Source organism: Acinetobacter sp. ANC_7634, assembly GCF_056779875.1.
The window spans coordinates 13,282-36,596 of the sequence record NZ_JBWYIT010000003.1 but is presented as its reverse complement, the minus strand read 5'-3'; the positions used below and the strand labels follow the sequence as shown (position 1 = coordinate 36,596).

Here is a 23,315-nt window from a genome sequence, read left to right as displayed (position 1 = left end):
TTTTGCTCTAAATGAATATAGCCGAACTGATCGTACTTTACAAAATGAATCAAGCAGATGGAAGATTATTTAGCAAATAAACACGGCTCGCCATTTTTTTCTTGGTAATCTTCGATCCATTTTTGGTGTGCTGCTAATTCCTCATCAGAAGCATAAATGATTGGTAAATCTACCTCAATTTTTTGGTACTGATTTTGTCCAGTTTCAGAATGATGATCATGCGCTGAGAGTGCATCGATATCAAATGAAACTTGACCACCTGTCATGGCTAAATAGACATCTGACAGAATTTCTGCATCCAGTAAAGCACCGTGGAAGGTACGATCACGCTGTGGAACTTCGTAGCGCTTCACTAATGCATCCAATGAGTTCTTTTGACCTGGATGTTTCGCTTTTGCCATTGCAAGTGTATCGGTGACTGCGCAGACTTCTGAAAGCGTACCAAAGCCAGCACGTTTGAACTCCATATCTAAGAAGTTCATATCGAAAGTTGCGTTGTGTGCGATAATTTCTGCACCTTTTAAGTACTTGTAAAGTTCAGCAGCGATTTCTTCAAATATAGGTTTATCTTTCAAAAAATCATCAGAAATACCGTGAATTGCTTCAGATTCACCGACTGGTTTTTTGGGATTGATATAAATGTGAATTGAACTTCCTGTCAGTTTACGATTGATCATTTCAATCGCACCCACCTCGATAATACGGTCTGTATCTTGATAATAAAAACCTGTAGTTTCCGTATCTAAAATCAGTTGGCGTGGTCCTTGTAAATTTAAACGAGCAGGCGTGACCACAATATGTGGATGCGATTTTTCAGCTAACTGAGGAAGGCTTTGATCTACAGATTCAGAATCTAAGTCCTGTGCATCAACTGTCTTAATAATATCTGAGGAATTAGAGGTGACTTCGTCCGTGCTGTATTCAACTTGATCAACATTTTCTGCTAATTCAATTTCAACTTCTTCATCTTGATCATTGAGATCTAAACCAAACGGATCATTGAGCAACCAATCTTCAGACTGTTTTTTTTTATCATTCGCTTGCAGGGAATTTTTTAATTGTTCAGCCGTTTGGTCAGCGCCTTGATTAGCTAACTGATCTGCCATTTCATTGCCTGGATATCCTGCATGACCTTTAATCCAGTTCCATTCAATGTCTCGACCTTGACAAACTTGATCCAAAGTTTGCCATAAATCAGGATTTTTAACGTCTTTCCAATTTTTCTTTTTCCAACCACTGATCCATTCAGTAATGCCACGCTTTACATAGTTTGAATCTGTCCAAATGATCAGCTTTGCATCAACAGGACAAAATTTAATTCCTTCGATTGCGGCTGTTAACTCCATACGATTATTGGTCGTGTCAGGTTCACCACCACATATTTTATGTTCTGTATCCTTAGTGATGATGTAAGCACCCCAGCCACCTAGCCCAGGATTACCACGACATGCGCCATCAACATAAAGTGTTATTTCAGACATAGTTTGAACCAATCAATCGAATAAAGTGTTGAACATCAAGTTCGGAAATTTTATTGTATACGTAAATGCGAAACATCAGTGCGATAACTGGATATTTTTTAATGTCTTGTAACATTTATAAGCAATTACTCATCAAGAAGAGACTTGCCTGAACAACGAGCTCCTCTAAAATGGCTTATATACAATAAATTTACTATGCGTCTTTCGGAATTTGTATGTCTAAAACAACCACCGCAGTGTGGCAGCCATCTGCAACTTTTTTATTTAAAATTTCAGTAATTACTTCCGCAGTAACCGGATTAGGCGTAATGACTGGCTGTACAGCGAGTCCCACTTCCGCAAAGACGCAAAAGTCGAATCAACTCGGCATGTTAGATGCCAGTAGTTTAGATTCACTTGAAGATCTTTTATCTGCAACTGATATGCGTGCAGTTGAAGGTGATCGTTTACTTATTTTAAAGCACGGCGATGTTTGGAAACGTATGACCGTTGGTTTTAAAATGGATGAAACAAAGTGGGATCCACGGATTGATGCTCAAAGAAGTTGGTTTATTACGCGTCAGCCTTATCTGGATCGTTTATCCGCTCGAGCTTCTCGTTATCTTTATCATACTGTAAAGGAAGCAGAGCGCCGTGGATTACCTACTGAACTTGCTTTACTTCCCGTTATTGAGAGTTCCTATGATCCTGCTGCAACGAGTTCAGCGGCAGCTGCAGGGATGTGGCAATTTATCCCAAGTACAGGTCGTATTTATGGATTAAGACAGACCAATTTGTATGATGGACGCCGTGATGTAGTTGAGTCTACACGTGCAGCCTACGAGTTTTTAGGAAGTTTATATAACCAATTCGGTTCATGGGAATTAGCTTTAGCGGCTTATAACGCTGGTCCTGGACGTATTCAACAAGCGATTAACCGTAATAAGGCTGCTGGCTTGCCTACAGATTATTGGTCATTACGTTTACCTCAAGAAACAATGAACTATGTACCTCGTTTCCTTGCGGTTGCACAGATTATCAAATCCCCTGAAAAGTATGGCGTAAGATTACCACCAATTGCGAATCGTCCTCACTTTAGAGAAGTTCCAGTTCCAGCAGGTGCGAGTTTAAACGAAATTGCTTCTCTGACAGGCTTAAGTCGTGCAGAACTTTATCAACTGAATCCAGGGCATCGTGGTGATATTATTGATCCTCAAAGTCCACAGCGAATTTTAATTCCAGCAGATTTAAATCCAAATATTGATCGTAAATTGAAAGCACTTAAACCAAGCAGTACAGGTCTATGGGCGAGCGCTTCAAGCCCTGTTTCTACATCTACGCCAGCAACGACAATTACAACGACAGTAAATACACCAAAAGCTTCAAATGCTTCCGTATTGGCAACTCAAACAGCGAAGCCAGTTAATAATACTCAAACACCTTCAGTATCTACAACAATTTCAACTTCGAAGGGTAGGACTCCTTCTGGTTCTGATGCATTGGCAGCTTTTGCTGCTTCGGCAGTGGTGCCAAGCGCACCTCGTATACCTGTTGCTGTTACACCGGCGCAAAATGTTAAACCTGTACGTGTCGAACCCGAAATCACTGCTGAAGAAAAAGCCAAAATCTTAGCTTCAATTGCACCTGAAAAAACCACAACAACTACGAGTTCTGATCAAATTATTGCCTCGGTCATTGAGCCACAGGCCACTGAAGCAGAAAAAGCGGAAGTCGTTAGAGAGATTAGTGCCATTGCACCTCAAGGTACTGAGATCGTCGATCCTTTAGATGGCAAGATTAAATTAACTGCGATTCAGACAAGTCAGTCTGTGGCAGCAGGACAAGGTTCAGAAGTTAAAGTTGGCTTTGCTTATCCTAAATCTGTAGCAGAAAGTACATTGCCTACTTCTGAGGAAGCCCAGCTTAATCAAGGTAAGGCATTTAAGAAAACTGAAAGTGAAGTGGTTGTAGAACCACCTAAGGGTAAGCGTAGTACGTATACGGTACTCCCTGGTGACACGCTGGCAATTATTGCAATGAAAAATGGCGTAAGTTGGAGAGATATTGCAAAATGGAACCAAGTAGATCCAAATGCAACCTTATATGTAGGTGCGACCCTATATCTCTACGATGCTAAGCCAGTGACATCTGCTCAGAAAACGGATATAAAGCCAACAAGTTATATTGTAAAAGCAAATGATAGTCTGACTAGTGTTGCAAACCAGTTTGATTTGAGTGTCCAACAATTGGCTGAATTGAATGGTCTAACTATCAATAGTAATTTACTGGTTGGGCAGAAGTTAAATCTAATCCAGTCTCAAGCATCTAAATCAAGCAAAACTGAACAAGCTGCAACAAAGGTTCAAACGAAATCTTATTCGGTTAAACGTGGCGAATACTTAAAGTTAATCGCTGATCGATACGGACTTTCGACTCAAGAGTTAGCGTCATTAAGCTCAGGACTAAAAGCTGACAGTAACCTGTACGTGGGGCAAAAAATTAATGTTCCTTTAGAAGAAGTGCAATCTGCTACAGCTTCATCAACGACTCGCGCGAGTAATGCTAAAACTGTACCTGAAATTCAGACTGAAACTTACCGCGTACAACGAGGAGATACGTTGTACAACATTGCAAATGCGAATAAGTTAACAGTTGTTGAGTTGGCGACACTGAATAATTTGGATATTGAAAAAGGATTGATGGTTGGTCAAACCATTAAAGTACCAACGGGATCTAAAGTACCAGAGCAATATGTTGTTCAATCAGGCGATAGCCTGAATGCCATTGCAAGCAAATATAATCTTTCTGTTGCACAGTTAGCAGAAATGAATGGCTTGCGAACGAATGCTGGATTACAAGTTGGGCAAAAGCTGAATTTGAAAGAAGATGAAAATAAAGCTTCCACTAAGCAGAGTTCGACACGAAATAATTCGGTTGCTGAGAAAGTGGAGTTTCACACTGTGAAGAGTGGAGAGACCTTAGCAAGTATTGCGCGACAATATGATATGCCGCTTCAATCATTACTTACGCAGAATGATCTAAATGCGAGATCAGTCCTTCAAATTGGTCAAAAATTAAAAGTAAGTGGCGATGTTGAAAAGACGGCTGCAAGTACAGAAAAAACACCAGTCCGTCAATCAAAATCGCGTGATACAGAGGATTATGCTGTCAAATCAGGCGAGTCTCTTCATGTTATTGCTACACGATTTGACATGACTGCAAAAGAACTTGCAGATCTCAATAAGTTAAACCTACGTGCTGGATTGCAAAGAGGCCAAATTATTCAAGTTCCTAAAGTGGTCACAGATTATAAAGTCCGTAGTGGTGATTCCCTGTACAGAATTGCGAATCGATTTGGTATAGACATTGATCAGCTTGCAGAAATGAATGGTTTGAAACCAAACACACCTTTACAGATTGGTGCTACGATTAAAGTTCCACATTCTTAAGTCTGCTTAAGCAATCAGGAATTTCATATCGAGATGCGCATTTCATCAACTTTGTCAAAAGCAAAGTTTATTTTCCTCTTCTTGCCCATTCATATCAGTGCATGGGCAAATCTTCAAACGACGTCTTATATTGCTTTACAGTCAAAACCGAAATATCTGAATTTAGATGCGATGCCATATGCCAACCCAGACGCACCAAAGGGTGGAAAGTTGGTAAAAGCGGCTGATGGGACATTTGATAATCTAAACGGTATGAATGGGCAAGGAAGTTGGGTTGAAGGTACAAATTACTTGTTCGATACGCTATTTTCCAAGTCATTAGATGAACCAAATGTGTTTTATCCACTTTTGGCTGAGAAAATTCAGTTTGATCCAACCCGAACAAAATTTGTGATTTTTTATTTAAATCCACGTGCTCGATTTAGTGATGGATCTCCTGTACTGGCTGAGGATGTTAAATTCACGTTTGAAATGTATTTAACCAAAACCAATCCCGGTTTACAGATGTATTTGTCTGATTTAGATAAAATTCAGGTTCTGTCTAAACATGCCGTAAAAATGGTATTTAAATCAGAAAGAAATACTGAAATGCCAGCAATACTTTCACAGATGCCAATTTTTTCTAAAAAAGATTGGCAATCTAAAGATTTTAGTCGAGCAACACTCAAACCCATTTTAGGATCAGGGCCATATACAATTAAAAATCTTGATGCTGGTCGTAGTATTACCTATCAGCGTAATCCCCATTATTGGGCTAAGGATTTACTTGTAAATCGCGGTCGTTATAATTTTGATCAAATTAAATATGTTTATTACCGTAGTTCGGACATTGCATTTGAAGGATTTAAAGCTGGACAATATACATTTCACCAAGAGAAATTTGCTCGTAAATGGAAGACGGAATACAACTTTCCAGCATTTAACTCAGGATTGGTTAAAAAATATAGTGTAGCTTTACAAAACCCTGCTCCGACACAAAGTATCGTTTTAAACACACGAAAAAAACCCCTAAACGATATCTATTTTAGACAAGCAATGACCTATGCTTATGACTTTGAATGGCAAAATAAAGCATTGTTTTATCAACAATATCAACGTTTACAAAGTCATTTTCAGTTTAGTGAGCTCGAAGCAAAGTCAGTACCAAGTCAAAAAGAATTAACAATATTAAAACCTTATTTATCTCGGTTACATCCTTTACAACGAGAAGGGGTATTAAAAGCGTGGAAATATCCCGTCACTGATGGTACAGGTTACAATCGTAAAGGCTTACTCACTGCTCGGAAAATTTTAATTGAGCAGGGGTATTCATTTAAAAATGGTAGTTTGCATGCGCGTGATGGAAAACCAATTCAATTAGAATTGCTTCTTCATCAAGAGGGCTTACAACGGACGCTCATGCCTTATATTCGAAATTTAAAAAAATTGGGTATTCAAGTTTCGATTCGGCAAGTCGATATGCCTCAATATTTACAGCGGATGCGTCAATATGATTTTGATTTAACCACGATGGTGATGCCTCAGTCACTAAATCCTGGGAATGAGCAAGCGCAATTTTGGAGTAGTCATGCTGCAAATGAAGAGGGAAATTATAATTTTTCTGGTGTGAAAAATAGCGTTATAGATGAAATTATACAACGTATTATCCATGCACCTAATCGTGAAAAATTAATATTAAATACACGTGTCTTGGATCGTTTATTACGTGCTGGATATTATCAGATACTTACTTATGGAAATGATCGTGAATGGTATGCGTATTGGAATATGTATAAACAGCCACAGATTAAACCCAAACTCGCTGTTGGTGAAGATTATTGGTGGGTAGATCAACAGCAAGCTCGCAAAGTGTCTGCTTATCTTGGTCGAAGTAAAGGCTCACGTTAAAGGTTAAATTTATGGGTCTTTATATACTTAAAAGACTTTTGCTGATCATTCCCACCTTATTTTTGATACTGCTGATCAATTTTGCCGTCGTTCAAATTGCTCCTGGTGGACCTGTTGAACAGGCAATACAGAGAGCTGAGCAGTTTCAAGGCATTGGTGTTGTGTCTGGTTCGGCATCTCAAATTAATGAGTTTCAGAGTCATTATCAGGGTACGCGAGGACTCAGTCCTGAAATGGTCGAGCAGATCAAAGCGCAATATGGATTTGACCGCCCTGTGCATGAGCGCTTTTTTCAAATGCTCAAAGGATATTTTCAACTGGATTTTGGAACGAGCTTTTTTAAAAATAAATCAGTAACAACATTAATTTTGGAAAAAATGCCAGTCACGATCTCCCTTGGATTATGGAGTACCTTACTGATCTACAGTATCGCCATTCCTCTAGGGATCTGCAAAGCGAAAAGACATGGCAGTCTGTTTGATCAAACGACCTCCTTAATATTGGCGGTAGGTTATGCAGTGCCAACTTTTGTATTTGCTATTCTACTTATTATGATTTTTTCGGGGGGATCGTATTTACAATGGTTCCCATTACAAGGATTGGTCTCTGAGAATTTTGCAGAACTCAGTTTTATTGATAAAGTTAGAGATTATTTTTGGCATCTTACATTGCCTGTCCTTACTATTATATTAGGTGGATTTGCGACCCTCACATATCTAACAAAATACTCTTTTATGGAAGAATTAAATAAACAATATGTGACGGCAGCTCGTGCTAAAGGTCTGACCGAGCAACGCGTTTTATACAATCATGTTTTCCGTAACGCCATGTTAATCGTTATTGCAGGATTACCTGAAGCACTGATCGGAATTTTTTTTGTTGGCAATCTATTTGTAGAAATTATATTTAATCTTGATGGTTTGGGATTGCTCGGATTTGAGGCAATTCAGCAGCGTGATTATCCCGTGATTTTTGGAACATTGTTTATCTTTACGTTGGTCGGTCTAATTTTGAGATTACTCAGTGATGTTCTATATCAATTGATTGATCCAAGAATCAATTTTGATCGTCGAGGAGCATAATAATGTCTCCACTTTTCGATCAACGAATTTCAAAATTTAAGTCACATCGACTCGGATTCTTCAGCTTCATTTTATTTATCGCGATCTTTATTTTATCCTTGGGGGCAGAGTTTATTGCCAACGAAAAACCTATACTTATTTATTATAAAGAAGAAATTTATTTCCCAATTTTTAAGCCTTATCCTGAAACAACATTCGGTGGTGTCTTTGAGACTGAGGCTGATTATAAAGATCCAGCTGTTCAAGAATTGATTAATGAGCATGGATGGCAGATTTGGCCTATCATCCCATTTTCATATCAAACACCTAATTATGAATTGGCAGAAGCTGTACCATCTCCACCGACCTCCGTGAATTGGTTAGGCACAGATGATCAAGGTCGTGATGTCTTGGCAAGATTAATATATGGTATTCGTATCTCTTTGCTGTTCGGCATTGCACTTACTATTGGATCTGCATTCATAGGAATTACCATTGGTGCTATCCAAGGCTACTTTGGCGGTTGGTTGGATCTGATCGGTCAAAGGCTGTTAGAGGTGTGGGGTGGTCTACCAATGTTATTTATTGTGATGATCTTAGTGAGCATGTTTACACCAAGCGTATATTGGCTGTTTTTAATTATGCTGATGTTTGGTTGGACTGCGTTAGTTGGTCTTGTTCGTGCAGAGTTTCTGAAAGCCAGAAATTTGGACTATGTGCGAGCTGCGAGATCACTCGGTGCTACAGATAGTCAAATTATTATCAAACATATTTTACCCAATGCTATAAGTTCGTCACTCTCACAGCTTCCTTTCATTCTTACCGCTAATATTACCGCACTTACAGCTTTGGATTTTCTGGGCTATGGTTTGCCACCTGATACAGCTTCAATTGGTGAAATTTTATTACAGGGTAAGAATAATCTATCAGCACCGTGGTTGGTTTTATCTGGATTTTTTAGTCTAGCAGTTTTGTTATCTATTCTTATTTATATTGGAGAGGCAGCTCGAGATGCATTTGATCCAAGAGGCTAAACCAATACTTGAAGTCAACAAGCTCAATATTCAGTTGAATGAACAAAAAATCTTAACTGATTTGTCTTTTAAGCTAAATGCGGGTGAGACAGTAGCGATTGTTGGTGAAAGTGGTTCAGGAAAATCTCTAGCTTGTCTAAGTCTTCTAGGTCTTCAAGATCGCGCTCTAGACTTAAGTGGTGAAATCATATTTCAAAATGAAGATCTGCGTCTAAAACACGAAGATCAGTTGCGCTTAACACGTGGCAATAAGATCGCGATGATATTTCAAGAGCCAATGACGGCACTTAATCCATTACATACCGTTGAAAAAATTATTTCAGAACCTTTATGGCTGATGGGGCTTAAGAAAAAAACCATTCGAAAAAAAATAGAAGAAGTGCTTTGTGATGTAGGGTTGGGGAATTCATCAGACATCCTCAAGCGATATCCACATCAGTTGTCTGGTGGACAGCGTCAAAGGGTGATGATCGCAACAGCTCTGATTTCAGAACCTGAAATTTTAATTGCAGATGAACCAACAACAGCCCTTGATGTATCACTACAGAAACAAATTTTAAATTTAATTAAAGACCAAGCGCATCAAAAAAATATGGCCTTAGTTTTGGTTAGTCATGATTTAAGGTTGGTGCAACAATATGCTGATCAGGTATTGGTTTTGTCTAAAGGTGTCACAGTTGAACAGGGTGATGTCTCTCAAATATTCCTGCAGCCTCGCCATGAATATACTCGACTGCTCCTTAATCAGCAGTTTGATTCGATTTCAGCTATCAGTGAACAGGCCAAAGAACTTTTAAATACTGAACATCTTCGAGTGCGGTATCCACCTAAGCTGAATTTTCTGAATGTATTTAAAACTCAATTTATAGCGGTGGAAGATTTAAGTTTCCAGCTTAAACAAGGAGAGTCGCTTGGTATTGTAGGTGAAAGTGGGTCTGGAAAAACCAGTGCTGCACTCGCGCTTGCACGACTCATAGAGTCAACAGGTACCATTGAATTAAATCGTATCAATCTCAATCAGTTGTCTGACAAGAAATTAAGAGCGCATCGAAAAGATTTTCAAATCGTTTTTCAAGATCCTTTTTCGAGTCTCAATCCAAGAATGGATGTTTTGTCATTATTAACTGAAGGGTTAAGATTAAAAAAATTGAGAAAGAGTGAAAAATTAAATCTCGCGATTCAAGCCCTTGAAGAGGTTAATCTCACAAAAGAATTTCTTGATCGTTATCCTCATCAAATGTCGGGTGGACAGCGACAAAGAGTATCGCTGGCCAGAGCACTGATTCTGAAACCTCAATTACTCATTCTAGATGAGCCAACGTCTGCATTAGATCGCAATACACAAATAAAATTGGTGAAATTACTTCAAGATATACAGCAGAGAACAGGGATCAGTTACATCTTTATTAGTCATGATCTGAAAATTGTGAAAGCGTTATGCCATCGAGTTATGGTGATGAAAGATGCAAAAGTTTTAGAAATTCAAGAGACAGAACGTTTATTCCGTGCACCGATTCATGCTTATACGCAACATCTTATACAAAGTAGTTTATAAAAGTTATTTGACAAGAAGGATTGTCAATTCTAGACTGAAATTCAGGGAAGTCACGCCTAATTGGTTTTAGGTTTAGATAAGCACAAAATTGAGAACTTCAAGATGAGTAAAATTGCTGAGCCGATTCAAATTCGCAATACAACTTTCAAAAATCGCATTATTAAAGGCGCAATGAGTGAAGCTCTAGCGAATGCTGCTGGTGAACCAAATCATTTGCACACAGGCTTGTATGAAGCTTGGGCAAGAGGAGGTTTAGGGTGTTCAATCACAGGAAATGTGATGGTTGATCTACGTGCGAAGAATGAGCCTGGTGTCGTCGTGGTCGAAAATGAGCGAGATTTACCTAAATTAAAGGCATGGGCTGACCTAGGTAAACGTTATGGTATGGTCCAGCTTGTTCAATTGTCTCATCCGGGCAGACAGTGTCCTAAAGGCTTAAATAAAGAAACTGTTGCACCGTCTGCTGTTCCATTTAGTGCTATGTTGGCTACTACCTTTGCTACTCCACGGGCTCTCGAGCATGAGGAAATCCTAGATCTAATCCAAAGGTTTGCAACCTCTGCAGCGATTTGCGAAAAAGCGGGCTTTGAAGGTGTTCAATTACACGGTGCTCATGGATATTTAATCAGTGAATTTCTATCGCCACTGACCAATAAGCGTAATGATCAATGGGGTGGCAGCATTGAAAATCGTATGCGTTTCTTATTAGAAATTTATAAAGCTGTTCGAGCTGCAACATCCGAGAATTTTATCGTTTCAGTGAAATTGAATTCCGCAGATTTTCAACGAGGTGGAATTACTGAAGAAGAAGTGATTCAAGTATTTAAAGCTATTGATGATGCAGGAATCGATTTAATTGAAATTTCAGGCGGTACGTATGAAGCGCCCGCAATGGCAGGTGCTAAAGCTGAACAGCGTAAAGCAAGTACCATTGCACGTGAGGCTTACTTTTTAGATTTCGCAGAGAAAATACGTCAAGAAGTAAAATGCAAACTGATGGTTACAGGTGGATTCAGAACCGTTAAAGGGATGAATGATGCTTTAGAAAGTGGTGCATGTGACTTTATTGGAATTGCACGCCCGCTCGCTGTAGAAACGGATTTAACTGATCGTTTGATTGCAGGACACGATGTTAGATATGCAGTAAAACCAATTAAAACAGGGATTCCATTTATTGATAAAATGGCAATTATGGAAATTATTTGGTATGCGGCACAATTCAAAGCGATTGGTGAGGGTAATCAACCTAATCCAAAACTTTCACCTTTAAAAGTTTTTCTGAATTATGCAAAAGGAAATGTGAAGGCTATCATTCAGGGCAAAGTTAATTCAAGAAAATCTGCATAGTATAAATCAATACATATAAGGAGCCTTTATGGCTCCTTATTTTATGCGGCGAGTTAAAACTAAAGCGCAAGTGTTTGAAAAGGGAAAAGTAACTTAGAGACTTCTTGGGTTGCCCATAATCCGATCGCTCGTGGATGATAGTAAGGTGATAGATATGGAATTAATAATGCGAGTTTATCGTTTGTATCATCTAATGAATGACATTGATGTTTGATCTGTTCAAGTTCATGTTGATTATTGTATTTTGATAGCCAGTTTTGATCTCCTGTTACAGGCATTCTTTTTAAACGAACAGTTAATGATTCCCCTTGAATCCAGTCTTTGATCAGCATTTTCTCAGTTGCATTAAACACACCAAACATTTTGCCATCACTATCGTGAATAAGTTTCCAAAAACGACTTTCTTCGACAGGCCTGTTTTTAATAATCCATTGTTTATCAATTAAGATTTGAATAAATTCAGATATTAATTCAGGTTGAGCGAGCCATTCGTTAATTGATCTGCCATTAAATTGACATTTTTGGTTATGGATATGTTGACCGACAACTGCTTTTCTTTGCAGAAGTTGATAAACGCTTTGAGTCAGATCAATTTCTCGGATGATATTTGTTGAGCTCAAGCCAAGATCATTCATTTGGAAACCCATTTTCACCAGTTCAAGATATTTTGATTTATCTTGAGCTTGATGATAATGATCAATAAATGCCTGTATTGATTTTTCAGCATGTCCATTGTGTGCATTATCAATTGTAATATGAATATTAAAATAATGAGGATCAATTCCAAGTTCTGCTAACTCATAATTGGTGATTAACAGGTGTAGTGGTAATTGTTCATAACCCAAGTTAAATCCAATTACCAGTGGAAATAAATCATGTGATATATATGCGAGAGCAAGTTGAACAGCGGCTTGTTCAAAATAAATATCATCTAAATAATTAATGTACGGTTCAAGCTCGAAATGTCGTAGTAAGCTTTGATACATGCAAACATGATTTGCTTTAGCATCTCCCAAGCCAAGTTCTTCTAAGTAGATATAGCTTAGATCTTTGTTCTCAAACAAAGAGGGGTGCGTAAGAGATGAATATAGCCATGAGCCATCTGCATATTTAACTGGAGCAACTTTATATAAAAACTCTAAAGCATGAGAGATGGTTGGAAAGTAGTCACGCCCAAGGCCTGATTTTCGTTGATCTAGATAACTTTGAAATTTAGAACAAGTTTGATCATGTTCGTGTTGTATATGTTGCCTAACTTGGTCTACCTGATCAATCCACGATAAATGAGTCGTATTGAGTTGATCGAATAGTGAAAGAACATAGCTTTCGGCATATTCTGTTTTACATTCACGATTCACTTTAGGGTCTAAAAAAAACTCAACCCAGTCTTTATTTGTTTTAGGACTAATTGTATTTAATTGTGATGGGGATGCTAGGGGATTAAGTACGGTGTTGTCCAACATCATCTTCTCCAAGCGTTATTAAGGGTTTAAACCACCATAACCTGCAAAGATGATAATGTTGTTTATTTTGTGTTCGATTTTTAGGGTGACTAAGTTATAAAAAAAAAGCCCAAGTCTTAAATGCTTGGGCTTTTTTATGAGATGTATCATCTCGAATATGGCGTCCCTACGGGGATTCGAACCCCGGTTACCGCCGTGAAAGGGCGATGTCCTAGGCCTCTAGACGATAGGGACAGTGCAGAAATATATTTTAAACCATGTTATTTCAATTGAAATTAATGGCGTCCCTACGGGGATTCGAACCCCGGTTACCGCCGTGAAAGGGCGATGTCCTAGGCCTCTAGACGATAGGGACTTAATAAAATCTACTTCTGAAAATTGGCGTCCCTACGGGGATTCGAACCCCGGTTACCGCCGTGAAAGGGCGATGTCCTAGGCCTCTAGACGATAGGGACGTTTCAGAGGTGGGCGTATAATAGGGTGAAAATAGGGGGGTGTCAAACGCATTTCAGCAAAAAAATTAAAAAAATGGTGTGTTCGTATGAAAATAAAACAATATTGAATTTAAAGGCTAAATTTAGATCAAATCTCCAAGAAATATTAGAAAAGCATTGGAAAAATAGGAACTGTCTAAGCAACAAAATAGCGACCGAAGTCGCTATTTCAAAATCAAGATTTATCGTGATAAAACAGGTAATAACTGGCATAGCATACAGCAATGAACGCTAAACACCCGAAAAAGCTAATACGCATACTTGGATCAAATACCATACTTAAGCATGTGATAAAACAGAACACAAAACCTAAGATTGGGACAATTGGAAATAATGGAGCAGCAAAGCCCAGCTCTTCTTTTTTGCGCCCTTGCTTATACCAATCGCGTCTGAAATTAAATTGGCTTAAACAAATACTCATCCACACAACGACCATTGTAAAAGCAGCAATACCTAATAAATTGGTAAAAATAGTCTCAGGTGCGAATTGTTCTGACAATAAGCCTGGTAACCCACCGATCATTGTCACGATCACTGCAACATAGGGGATACCACGTGCATTCACTCTAGAAAATACTGCAGGGAGCTGCTTTTTGTAAGATAAAGACCACATCATGCGTGACGCAGCAAACAAACCAGAGTTAGCAGCTGATAATAAAGCGGTAATAATTACAAAACGGATGATATCTTCTGCATAGGGAATACCAATATGCTGGAAAACAGTCACAAATGGAGAGCTACTCACACCTTCAGCAGCTAAGCCAGCTTCTTGATGTGGAAGAAGTGACGTTACTACAATGATTGTACCTACGAAGAAAATCAACAGACGAAAAATCGCTGTATTAATCGCTTTAGGAACATTTTTAGCTGGGTCTTTAGTTTCACCAGCAGCAACCCCAATTAATTCTGTTCCAGAGAATGCGAAGTTTACGATAAGCATCGTAGCAAAAATTGGGAATAGACCTTCAGGGAACCAACCTTGTGCAGTTAAATTGCTAAATAAAGGCGCAGCTTCGTAACCTTGATAGCCAATTACACCAAAAATTGCGAGTAGGCCTAAGAGAATAAATGCAACAACAGTAATAACTTTAACTAAGGCCAGCCAAAATTCAGATTCTGCGAACCATTTTGTGGAAATCATATTTAAAACAAATACGAATACACCAAAGACTATAGTCCACATCCACATGGAACTATCTGGGAACCATTCCTGCATGAGGAGGGCGGCGGCTGTAAACTCAGTTCCTAATGTAACCGACCAAGTTAACCAATATAACCAAGTGATGGTATAGCCTGTTCCTGGTCCAATATATCTTTTGGCATAAGCACCAAACGAACCAGACTCAGGCATATGAACGGCAAGCTCACCTAAACACAGCATAACCATGTAGGCGATAATCCCGCCAAGGATATAAGAAATAATGGCACCAACAGGCCCCGTTTGTGCAATGACTTCACCCGAACCTAAGAAAAGTCCAGTTCCGATTGCGCCGCCAAGCGAAATCATAACCAGATGTCGAGTACTCATAGCGCGTTGTAAAGGCGCAGAATTGCCCTGATGCGAAGCATCATTCGGAGATGAGTGCATAGGATTGAAAATTCGAAACAAATGAAGCGAGTTATTGTAGTGAAAAACTACAATTCTTCAATGAAATAATAGTAATTTTGAATATTGAGTGATCGTATGAAACGATAATGGCGTCCCTACGGGGATTCGAACCCCGGTTACCGCCGTGAAAGGGCGATGTCCTAGGCCTCTAGACGATAGGGACGTTGCGAGGTGCTTGTATATTAAGGATAGACATTTCAATTGTCAAAAGCTTCGTATCAAAAAAAGTTTTAATCGTTCATACATTAAGCAAAAACAATCAATTAGTTTTAATTTTGATTAAACTGACAACAATAAGATTTTTCATGTATTTAAATAACATGGAAAGAAGGTCCTCACTATAAAAAAACGATCCGCTTTATATTCATCATATCAAACCAGCCATCTGTAAAATTTGATAAGATGACGTGGTAAGACAACGAAGGAAAGAGGCGTGTTGCCATTTAAACTCTGGGTGGATGCTGATGCATTACCTAAAATTTTGCGTGAAGTCATTTTAAGAGCTTCTGATCGTTATCAACTTGAAGTAACTTTTGTCGCCAATCAAAATGTAGGAATAACTCCTTCTGTTCGTATTAATTCAATACAGGTGATGAGTGGAGCAGATCAAGCTGATAAAGAAATTATCGAACGTATGAAAGAGCATGATATTGTCATGACGCAGGATATTCCTCTAGCAGCTCAAGTCATCGAAAAGGGTGGCGTTGCAATTCATCCACGTGGTGAAATTTGGACAGAAGCTAATATTAAGGCACGATTACATTTGCGTGATTTCATGGAAACTTTGAGAGGGGCTGGCGTTCAAACCGGTGGACCACCGCCAATTTCAGAAAGAGATAAGCGTGAATTTTCAAGTGCTTTGGATCAAACGATTCAAAAACAAAAAAGAAAAACTGCCTGATTTATCTTATCAATCGAGTTCACATGCCAGAAAAATCTAAACTTATGCTCATTTATGCCTTATTGGTCATCATCTGGGCAACAACTCCACTTGCGATTGTGTGGAGTGTAGAAGATATTTATTTAATGTGGGCATTGGTGATTCGATTAGGCTTGGCACTGCCTATCGCGGCATTGCTTCTCATTGTTTTAAAGGTAAAATTTCCTTTAAATTCAATTGCATTGCATAGTTATTTTGCTGGTTCATTTAGCTTGATTGGTTCACAATTTTTTACTTATGTAGCTACTGATTATCTAAGTTCTGGCATGATTGCACTGATGTTTGGATTAGCACCAATTATGGCGGGGCTTATTGGAAAATTTATCTTTCAACAAGATTTGCATAAGCTGCAATGGTTAGGAATGATCGTCGCGATTACTGGGCTCGTAGTGATCAGTTTTACTGGATCATCACAACATATCCATCCCATTGGAATTGGTTTAATGTTGCTTAGCGTTTTTTCATACGCAATGTCAATTTTTTGGGTAAAAAAAATAAATGCTGATGTAGCACCGATGGCACAGGCGACAGGTTCAATACTGGTTTCTACCTTTGTTGCATGTTTAATTGTGCCATTTATATGGAAATATTTACCTACTGAATTACCTTCAATGAAGTCATTACTTGCGATCATATATTCTGTTGTTATGGCTTCATTAGTGGCTATGTTTTGTTATTTCTATTTGGTCAAAAAAATCCAACCGACGACATTGTCACTGACAAATGTAATGACTCCAGTTCTAGCACTTGGTGTAGGCGCTGCATTTAATCATGAGAAATTAACGCTAGGTATGATACTGGGAGCAATGATCCTACTTCTGGGATTGTTTATGTATTTTTATCGGGATATAGAAGCGAATCAGAAATTTAAACAAAAAGTATTAAAGCCTTAAGTTGGATGCTCAGCGATTCTGTGAGTTTTTTAAATGCTTCAAGGCTTCTGTTAACTTTACTTTGTCTTGGGGATGTAACGTTAGAAAATATGCACCGGTTCTAAACAGCCCATTTTCTTCTTGATTGCTGTAGACAACCTGTGCAGTTGCAGCGATATGAAAATCATTTTCAGGGTGACTCAATGTGATATGAATATAGGTTTGTTCAGGGATATGTTGCTCAGCATAAAAACTAAAACCCGTTTCAGACAAATTGACTTGAGTAGGTACTGGTAACATGGTTTGTACAATAGAGTCGTAAAGTGAGCCCGTAATCAGGTTTAATTTTTGATTAAATAAGGATAATATCCGAGCAATTTGTTGATCTTTTTGATTTAATTGTTCTAATTCGTACATAAGCGCATGATCAAATTGATCTAATTCTGCAAGTAAGAGAAAATAGCGCGGTAGTACAAAATTTGAATCATAGGGATCATTCAAAGCGACATCTTTAGTGATGATCTGATAATTTATTCTTAAGGCAGCATCAATACGTGACATGACGCGTCTTTCAATATTGCCACTTTGATGCTGAAGATTTTTCATTAAAACACCTCGGACTAGATGGTATGTTTAAACCGATCTCGCTGTATATAGGGTTGAGATACACTCGCGCACGGCGAAGTAATCACTTTATTTCTTTTATTGCTTTAGTTTCCATGATCGGTCTGACTTTGGGCGTCGCTGTTCTCATTACTGTGTTATCTGTAATGAACGGTTTCGATCGTGAATTAAAAAACCGTGTCTTGGGAATGGTACCTCAAGCGACTGTTTCCTCTACACAAATTCTAACAGACTGGCCTGAGCTTGCAAAGAAAATAGACCAACATGAACATGTGACGGGTGTTGCACCTTTTACACAGTTGCAGGGGATGTTAACAGCCCAAGGACAGGTCGCAGGGATAATGGTCACGGGTATTGAGCCTGACTATGAAAAAAATGTATCTATTATTCAAAATCATATGGTTCAAGGCGACCTCAACTCATTAAAGAAAGGTGAGTTCGGGATTGTTTTGGGCAAGCAGATGACGGATGCTTTAGGTTTAAGTCTCAATGACAATGTAACATTGGTATTACCTGAAGCGACACCATCACCCGCTGGCGTTGTTCCAAGATTTAAACGTTTTAAAATTGTCGGTATTTTTAGTATTGGTGCGGAAGTGGACTCGATGATGGGTTACATCGCGCTAAATGATGCTTCGACATTGTTGAGACTGCCGGATGGTGCACAAGGTATCCGTATGAAGCTAGATGATATCTTCAAAGCACCACAAGTCGCTGAAGAAGTTGTTATGGATTTACCAGGCAATTTCTATCCATCAAATTGGACTTATACGCACGGTAATCTCTTTAGTGCGATTCAGATGGAAAAAGCAATGGTTAGCCTTTTACTTTTCCTGATTGTCTTGGTTGCAGCATTTAATATTGTATCTTCACTGGTGATGGTGGTTACTGATAAAAAATCCGACATTGCTATTTTAAGAACCTTAGGTGCTTCACCAGCAACGATCACTAAGATTTTTATGGTACAGGGTACGGTGATTGGTGTTGTAGGAACACTGGCAGGAGCAGCACTAGGTATCATCTTTGCAACGAGTATCAGTGGATTTATTGGCTGGCTGAACACCGCTTTTGGACTAAATTTATTCGATGCATATTTCATTAACTATTTACCATCGTATCTACGTTGGCAAGATGTGGTGGTGATTGTTAGCTTATCACTAGCGCTAAGTTTCCTTGCAACAATTTATCCAGCGCTGCGTGCTGCCAAAGTTCAACCAGCAGAGGCTTTACGCTATGAGTAATATTGTCTTAGAAGCCAAAAATATTCATAAACATTTTACAGATGGTAAATCAACTGTTGAAGTGATTAAGGGATTGGATTTAGTTGTTGAGCAAGGACAATTTGTTTCAATTGTTGGATCAAGTGGTTCGGGTAAGAGTACGCTGTTACATGTATTAGGGGGGCTTGATCGTCCGTCCGAAGGTGTAGTGATGCTTAATGGGCAGCGTTTTGACACTTTAGGCGAAGCTGAACGCGGTTTCCTACGTAATGAACACCTCGGATTTGTGTATCAATTTCACCATTTACTTCCTGAGTTTACGGCTTTAGAAAATGTATCAATGCCGCTGATGTTACGTAAAGATGCAAATTTTAAAGAAGTAAAAGAACGTGCAGAATATTTGTTGAATAAAGTGGGTTTATCACATCGTTTAACGCATAAACCAGGTGAGTTATCTGGCGGTGAGCGACAACGCGTTGCGCTTGCACGAGCTTTAGTGGCTCAACCTAAATTGATGATGGCAGATGAGCCTACTGGAAATTTAGATCGTAAAACTGCCGTCACAATTTTTGAATTGCTTTCAGATCTGCGTAAAGAATTTAATATGGCAATGCTCATCGTGACCCATGATGAACAGCTCGCACAAACTGCTGATAAGATTTTGCATATGCAAGATGGATTGTGGGTATAGGCTCAAAATCGGATTAACAGTCTTGTTAAAGCCCACTTAGGTGGGCTTTAATCTATTTAAGAAAAATAAACATAAAAGTTAGATGTTTTTAATATTTATTCTCATCTTTTGGATCATTGGTGTTGCTACGATCAGCTTTCAGGGTGAAGCTGAATATTCAACTCTCTTGCTGGGTATGGCAAGTATCATTTTGATCATGGGTTACTTTTTACGATTAATAAGGCAACCTGATCGATTCATTTATCCTCACACCTCAAGTATTGTCCAGTCATCATCAAGAATGCTTGTGCTAACGGGAATTTGTCTGATCACATTTGTTTTGGGGCATCAACATGCAAAAACAGCCTTACACGATTATTTAGATAAACGTGTTCAATATATTGAAGAAAAAGAAATAGTTGTTTATATCAATAAAATTAATCAGCTGAAAATGGATCAGGAAGGTCGATCAATACAGCAGCGTGCGCAAGTGATCGACAAGAAGCAAGGACAATCTCAAACGCTATTATTATATTTGCGAGAGTCAAAACTTGATACGACATTAGAACTAGGGCGCTATTATAAAGTTACGGGAAAATTAAGACCCGCACATAGTTATGCAGTAGATGGGGTCTTTGATCAAGAGAAATGGTTGTTGCAGCAAAATATAGCTGGAACAATGCGTGTAGATTGGATCGTACCTGTAAGTGAAGCGGTGTTATATTCTGAAGGTTATTTATCTTCAACCGATGTGCATCGGAGCCTTATCGCACGATTGAGCCTGAGCATTGAAAAAGCACGTTTAGCTTTTAGGGATGATATCGAACAGGGAGTATTCAGGAATAAGGGTTTGCTAGTCGCGTTACTCACAGGTGATAAGAGTCTATTGACGGAGCAACAAGAAGAATTATTTAAAAAACTAGGCATTACGCATTTATTGGCTATTTCAGGTCCACATGTTCTAATTTTTGCTGGCTTATTATCATGGTTCATGAGGTATCTTGTATCAATTTTTCGTCCTCATATTTTTCTAAAAGTTCCCAAACCATATTTACTTTTAATCCCTTTCGTATGTGGGGTAATTATTTATAGTTTTTTTTCAGGGCTCGAAATTCCTGCATTAAGAACTACATTGTCAGTTTGTCTAATTAGTATCGCTATTTTATTTAAATTTAAGATTAAGCCTTTTGTACTATTACTTATCAGTGCAAGCTTAATGCTCTATTTAGACCCTTTTAGTATTTTATCTGCTGCATTTTGGCTTTCGTACGGCGCATGTTTGATTTTGATTCGTGTATACCAAACGATCGTTCATGAACAGCAAAACACTGCTTTAATCAATAAGCATCGTTTTATAGATAAAGCAAAAATGTATCTTAAAATACTTTTGCAATCCCAATGGAAAATATTTATTGCACTGATACCACTCACTCTACTGATATTTCAACAGATTTCTTTATTTGCGCCATTTGCTAATTTAGTTGCTGTTCCAATGATTGGTACCTTGATCGTGCCATTGGAAGTACTGGGCTATTGTCTCAGCTTTATTCCTTTTGTTGGTCAATTTTTATTTCATCTGGCTGATGTATTGATATCGATTCTTTTGGTGCTACTGACTAAGCTGGGAGCAATATTAGACAATCCATTGAAATGGGTAGCGTTAACGAAAGCACAAATGTTTTTGCTCGCTTTGGCAGTATTCATGTTCTTTATGCCAAAGAATGTAATCCCTCGATTATGGATACCCGTATTAGGTGTGGCATTGCTGATGCCTAAACGTGATGATGGATACGATATCATTGAAATTTTGGACATAGGGCAGGGGCAGTCCATACTCTTACAGTCATCAGGGAAAACTGCTTTAGTTGATACAGGCGGGAGCTTTGATGAGAATACATTTAGTATCGGAGAAAATGTAGTTGTCCCTTTCTTAATTCAACGTGGCATATCAAAATTAGATCAAGTTTTTATCAGTCATCTTGATCAAGATCATGCTGGAGCATACCGCACTATTGGAAAACATATACAAATTGATCAAGTTATCTCAAATGAAAAAGATGATAGGTTTCAGTATGTTGAATTTGATTATTGTCGACAGCATCAACAGGTACAATTGGGTAAGATCAATATACAATTTCTTTCACCAGTTGAATCACAATTAAATTTTGTCAGTCAAAATCGTAATGAGCTTTCGTGCGTAATGTATCTGACATTACCCTATGCTAACGATTTTAAGCATATTCTGATTATGGGGGATGCAGGGTGGGAGACAGAGTATCGTATTTTAAAGCAGTATCCTGAACTTAGAGTAGATATTTTAATCTTAGGACACCATGGCAGTCGACATAGTTCATCTTACGACTTTTTAAAAAATACCAAACCTAAAATTGCCATTGCATCGGCTGGTTTTGATAACCGCTATAATCATCCCCATCCTGTTGTCAAAGAGCGTTTAAAAGCGCTTAATATTCCGCTACTCGATACCCAATCGAAGGGCAGCATTCGAATGACCTTCGATAAAAACAGAGATGTACAATTTCGATATCATCGAGATCAAAAAGCGTGGTTAACTCGGAATATCCCCATAGATTAACTTACTTTTCTGACTTGCTCTATTTTTACTCTGGCTTGTTCTGCAGGGATACGATAAATGTTATGTAGATCAGGATTTGCACGGAAACGTTTATAGCTCCAATGAGCATGTTCAGGATAACGATGAATCAGGCTTTCTATTGCACGGTGAATTACTAACGTTCCGTCAGCGGGAGTGCCTTCATAAATCGAAGCATCCATTGGTTCAATAAATACATCAAAATCTTCAGTTTCATTGCGAATTGCATAGACTAAAAGGCCTTTGGCTTTAGTTTTTTGGATGAGTTTGGCACTTAAATTACTGGACTCGAGTGGTATGCCGAAATAATCGATCATTTCACCACCGTGTTTAGGATTGTGATCTGGAAGAATCACAGTTGTCCCCCCTAATTTAAGGGCTTTAAAAATTTGTCTTATACCACTCTCATCTGTAGGGACTAAAGTTGCTTGTTCTCGACTACGAGCCTGGCGCACAAATTGATCTGCTTCTTCATTCTTGATGGGTTTATACATGATGGTCATCTTAGTATATTGTGCGAACCACGCATTCATGACTTCCCATGTACCAAAATGTGGTGCGAGTAAAATAATACCTTTCTTTTCAGCCATTGCTTCATGAAAATATTCAGCACCAGTGACATTGCGTATTCGTGAAATATTGGTTTCGTTTGAGCTTCCCCAAATACTAAAAAATTCCATATAAGATTGAAGTTCGTTTCTTACCGCTGCACGAGTCACTAAATGTTTTTCTTCATCAGAAAGATGCGGTAAGCAAATGTCGATATTGAGGCGGATGGTATTCGTAGTTTTTGTAATTTTTAGCGTATTAATCAGCCCTGCAAGCATTTTTGCAAAAAAACGAGAAAAACGAATCGGACGGCGACTGAAGAAATTTAACAGGCGGGTTGTGGTCGATGTTTTGGTTTCAGGCATTAGATTCAAAATTTGGTAAGTTCATAGAATATTGTGATTTGGGTTTATTATATGTTAAATCTTGACTTATAAATAGTTTGACCTCATTCCTTGTATATAATGTCA

At 38.5% G+C, this 23,315-nt stretch carries 16 protein-coding genes and 4 tRNA genes; 11 read left to right on the top strand and 9 right to left on the bottom strand.

Features of this window, described 5'->3' with window-relative positions; translation table 11 throughout:
• Positions 1 to 65: 65 nt before the first annotated feature.
• Entirely contained in the window at positions 66 to 1,481 is a 1,416-nt protein-coding gene (dnaQ, locus tag AC1M9A_RS05190) for a DNA polymerase III subunit epsilon (protein WP_481609785.1), read from the bottom strand.
• Between the two features lie 215 nt (positions 1,482 to 1,696).
• On the opposite strand from dnaQ, the gene AC1M9A_RS05185 reads away from it, so the two are divergent.
• The 6 genes from AC1M9A_RS05185 (at position 1,697) to AC1M9A_RS05160 (ending at position 11,793) form a co-directional block, all read left to right on the top strand.
• Positions 1,697 to 4,909, top strand: coding sequence for a lytic transglycosylase (locus tag AC1M9A_RS05185; RefSeq protein WP_481609784.1), 3,213 nt, complete (start codon positions 1,697 to 1,699; stop codon positions 4,907 to 4,909).
• A gap of 33 nt (positions 4,910 to 4,942) precedes the next feature.
• On the top strand, positions 4,943 to 6,796 hold the full coding sequence (locus AC1M9A_RS05180; protein ID WP_481609783.1) for an extracellular solute-binding protein: 1,854 nt from the start codon (positions 4,943 to 4,945) through the stop codon (positions 6,794 to 6,796).
• An 11-nt stretch (positions 6,797 to 6,807) separates the two neighbouring features.
• Positions 6,808 to 7,878 carry a microcin C ABC transporter permease YejB gene (locus tag AC1M9A_RS05175; protein WP_180027917.1) on the top strand — a complete coding sequence of 357 codons (1,071 nt, stop codon included), beginning with the start codon at positions 6,808 to 6,810 and terminating at the stop codon, positions 7,876 to 7,878.
• 2 nt (positions 7,879 to 7,880) lie between these two features.
• Positions 7,881 to 8,891, top strand: coding sequence for an ABC transporter permease (locus AC1M9A_RS05170; protein WP_180027916.1), 1,011 nt, complete (start codon positions 7,881 to 7,883; stop codon positions 8,889 to 8,891).
• Positions 8,869 to 10,446, top strand: coding sequence for a dipeptide ABC transporter ATP-binding protein (locus AC1M9A_RS05165; protein WP_481609782.1), 1,578 nt, complete (start codon positions 8,869 to 8,871; stop codon positions 10,444 to 10,446). Before AC1M9A_RS05170 ends, AC1M9A_RS05165 begins: the two co-directional genes overlap by 23 nt.
• A 102-nt stretch (positions 10,447 to 10,548) precedes the next feature.
• Positions 10,549 to 11,793, top strand: coding sequence for an NADH:flavin oxidoreductase/NADH oxidase family protein (locus AC1M9A_RS05160; protein ID WP_481590238.1), 1,245 nt, complete (start codon positions 10,549 to 10,551; stop codon positions 11,791 to 11,793).
• 59 nt (positions 11,794 to 11,852) lie between these two features.
• Here AC1M9A_RS05160 and AC1M9A_RS05155 read toward each other — a convergent pair whose 3' ends face one another.
• From AC1M9A_RS05155 to AC1M9A_RS05130, 6 genes are all read right to left on the bottom strand, one after another.
• The gene (locus AC1M9A_RS05155) at positions 11,853 to 13,256 is read right to left on the bottom strand and encodes an iron-containing redox enzyme family protein (protein ID WP_481609781.1); all 1,404 of its coding nucleotides are present in this window, start codon (positions 13,254 to 13,256) and stop codon (positions 11,853 to 11,855) included.
• A 158-nt stretch (positions 13,257 to 13,414) separates the two neighbouring features.
• A tRNA-Glu gene (locus tag AC1M9A_RS05150) sits at positions 13,415 to 13,490 on the bottom strand.
• A 45-nt stretch (positions 13,491 to 13,535) separates the two neighbouring features.
• Positions 13,536 to 13,611 (bottom strand) — tRNA-Glu (locus tag AC1M9A_RS05145).
• A gap of 24 nt (positions 13,612 to 13,635) precedes the next feature.
• Positions 13,636 to 13,711, bottom strand: a tRNA-Glu gene (locus tag AC1M9A_RS05140).
• A 214-nt stretch (positions 13,712 to 13,925) separates the two neighbouring features.
• A complete protein-coding gene (locus tag AC1M9A_RS05135) occupies positions 13,926 to 15,338 on the bottom strand; it encodes an amino acid permease (protein ID WP_180027912.1) in 1,413 nt (470 codons plus the stop codon).
• A 108-nt stretch (positions 15,339 to 15,446) separates the two neighbouring features.
• Positions 15,447 to 15,522 (bottom strand) — tRNA-Glu (locus AC1M9A_RS05130).
• A 270-nt stretch (positions 15,523 to 15,792) separates the two neighbouring features.
• Between AC1M9A_RS05130 and AC1M9A_RS05125 the strand changes: the two genes are divergently transcribed.
• On the top strand, positions 15,793 to 16,260 hold the full coding sequence (locus tag AC1M9A_RS05125) for a YaiI/YqxD family protein (protein ID WP_035266848.1): 468 nt from the start codon (positions 15,793 to 15,795) through the stop codon (positions 16,258 to 16,260).
• Between the two features lie 23 nt (positions 16,261 to 16,283).
• Entirely contained in the window at positions 16,284 to 17,192 is a 909-nt protein-coding gene (locus AC1M9A_RS05120; protein WP_481588953.1) for a DMT family transporter, read from the top strand.
• Between the two features lie 9 nt (positions 17,193 to 17,201).
• Here AC1M9A_RS05120 and AC1M9A_RS05115 read toward each other — a convergent pair whose 3' ends face one another.
• Entirely contained in the window at positions 17,202 to 17,777 is a 576-nt protein-coding gene (locus AC1M9A_RS05115) for a PilZ domain-containing protein (RefSeq protein ID WP_481588954.1), read from the bottom strand.
• A 23-nt stretch (positions 17,778 to 17,800) separates the two neighbouring features.
• Between AC1M9A_RS05115 and AC1M9A_RS05110 the strand changes: the two genes are divergently transcribed.
• The 3 genes from AC1M9A_RS05110 (at position 17,801) to AC1M9A_RS05100 (ending at position 22,278) form a co-directional block, all read left to right on the top strand.
• Positions 17,801 to 19,036, top strand: a complete 1,236-nt coding sequence (locus AC1M9A_RS05110; protein WP_092766794.1) for a lipoprotein-releasing ABC transporter permease subunit — start codon at positions 17,801 to 17,803, stop codon at positions 19,034 to 19,036.
• Positions 19,029 to 19,706, top strand: coding sequence for a lipoprotein-releasing ABC transporter ATP-binding protein LolD (gene lolD / locus AC1M9A_RS05105; RefSeq protein WP_035266856.1), 678 nt, complete (start codon positions 19,029 to 19,031; stop codon positions 19,704 to 19,706). Before AC1M9A_RS05110 ends, lolD begins: the two co-directional genes overlap by 8 nt.
• Before the next feature lie 82 nt (positions 19,707 to 19,788).
• Positions 19,789 to 22,278, top strand: coding sequence for a DNA internalization-related competence protein ComEC/Rec2 (locus AC1M9A_RS05100; RefSeq protein WP_481609780.1), 2,490 nt, complete (start codon positions 19,789 to 19,791; stop codon positions 22,276 to 22,278).
• On the opposite strand, the gene AC1M9A_RS05095 is transcribed toward AC1M9A_RS05100, so the two are convergent.
• The gene (locus AC1M9A_RS05095; protein WP_481608706.1) at positions 22,275 to 23,210 is read right to left on the bottom strand and encodes a lysophospholipid acyltransferase family protein; all 936 of its coding nucleotides are present in this window, start codon (positions 23,208 to 23,210) and stop codon (positions 22,275 to 22,277) included. The genes AC1M9A_RS05100 and AC1M9A_RS05095 overlap by 4 nt on opposite strands.
• Between the last annotated feature and the right edge of the window lie 105 nt (positions 23,211 to 23,315).

Excerpts from the sequence above, each read along its gene's own strand:
- dnaQ (WP_481609785.1), bottom strand. The coding sequence starts at position 1,481 with ATGTCTGAAATAACACTTTATGTTGATGGCGCATGTCGTGGTAATCCT.
- AC1M9A_RS05185 (WP_481609784.1), top strand. The coding sequence starts at position 1,697 with ATGTCTAAAACAACCACCGCAGTGTGGCAGCCATCTGCAACTTTTTTA.
- AC1M9A_RS05180 (WP_481609783.1), top strand. The coding sequence starts at position 4,943 with ATGCGCATTTCATCAACTTTGTCAAAAGCAAAGTTTATTTTCCTCTTC.
- AC1M9A_RS05175 (WP_180027917.1), top strand. The coding sequence starts at position 6,808 with ATGGGTCTTTATATACTTAAAAGACTTTTGCTGATCATTCCCACCTTA.
- AC1M9A_RS05170 (WP_180027916.1), top strand. The coding sequence starts at position 7,881 with ATGTCTCCACTTTTCGATCAACGAATTTCAAAATTTAAGTCACATCGA.
- AC1M9A_RS05165 (WP_481609782.1), top strand. The coding sequence starts at position 8,869 with ATGCATTTGATCCAAGAGGCTAAACCAATACTTGAAGTCAACAAGCTC.
- AC1M9A_RS05160 (WP_481590238.1), top strand. The coding sequence starts at position 10,549 with ATGAGTAAAATTGCTGAGCCGATTCAAATTCGCAATACAACTTTCAAA.
- AC1M9A_RS05155 (WP_481609781.1), bottom strand. The coding sequence starts at position 13,256 with ATGTTGGACAACACCGTACTTAATCCCCTAGCATCCCCATCACAATTA.
- AC1M9A_RS05135 (WP_180027912.1), bottom strand. The coding sequence starts at position 15,338 with ATGCACTCATCTCCGAATGATGCTTCGCATCAGGGCAATTCTGCGCCT.
- AC1M9A_RS05120 (WP_481588953.1), top strand. The coding sequence starts at position 16,284 with ATGCCAGAAAAATCTAAACTTATGCTCATTTATGCCTTATTGGTCATC.
- AC1M9A_RS05115 (WP_481588954.1), bottom strand. The coding sequence starts at position 17,777 with ATGAAAAATCTTCAGCATCAAAGTGGCAATATTGAAAGACGCGTCATG.
- AC1M9A_RS05110 (WP_092766794.1), top strand. The coding sequence starts at position 17,801 with ATGTTTAAACCGATCTCGCTGTATATAGGGTTGAGATACACTCGCGCA.
- lolD (WP_035266856.1), top strand. The coding sequence starts at position 19,029 with ATGAGTAATATTGTCTTAGAAGCCAAAAATATTCATAAACATTTTACA.
- AC1M9A_RS05100 (WP_481609780.1), top strand. The coding sequence starts at position 19,789 with ATGTTTTTAATATTTATTCTCATCTTTTGGATCATTGGTGTTGCTACG.
- AC1M9A_RS05095 (WP_481608706.1), bottom strand. The coding sequence starts at position 23,210 with ATGCCTGAAACCAAAACATCGACCACAACCCGCCTGTTAAATTTCTTC.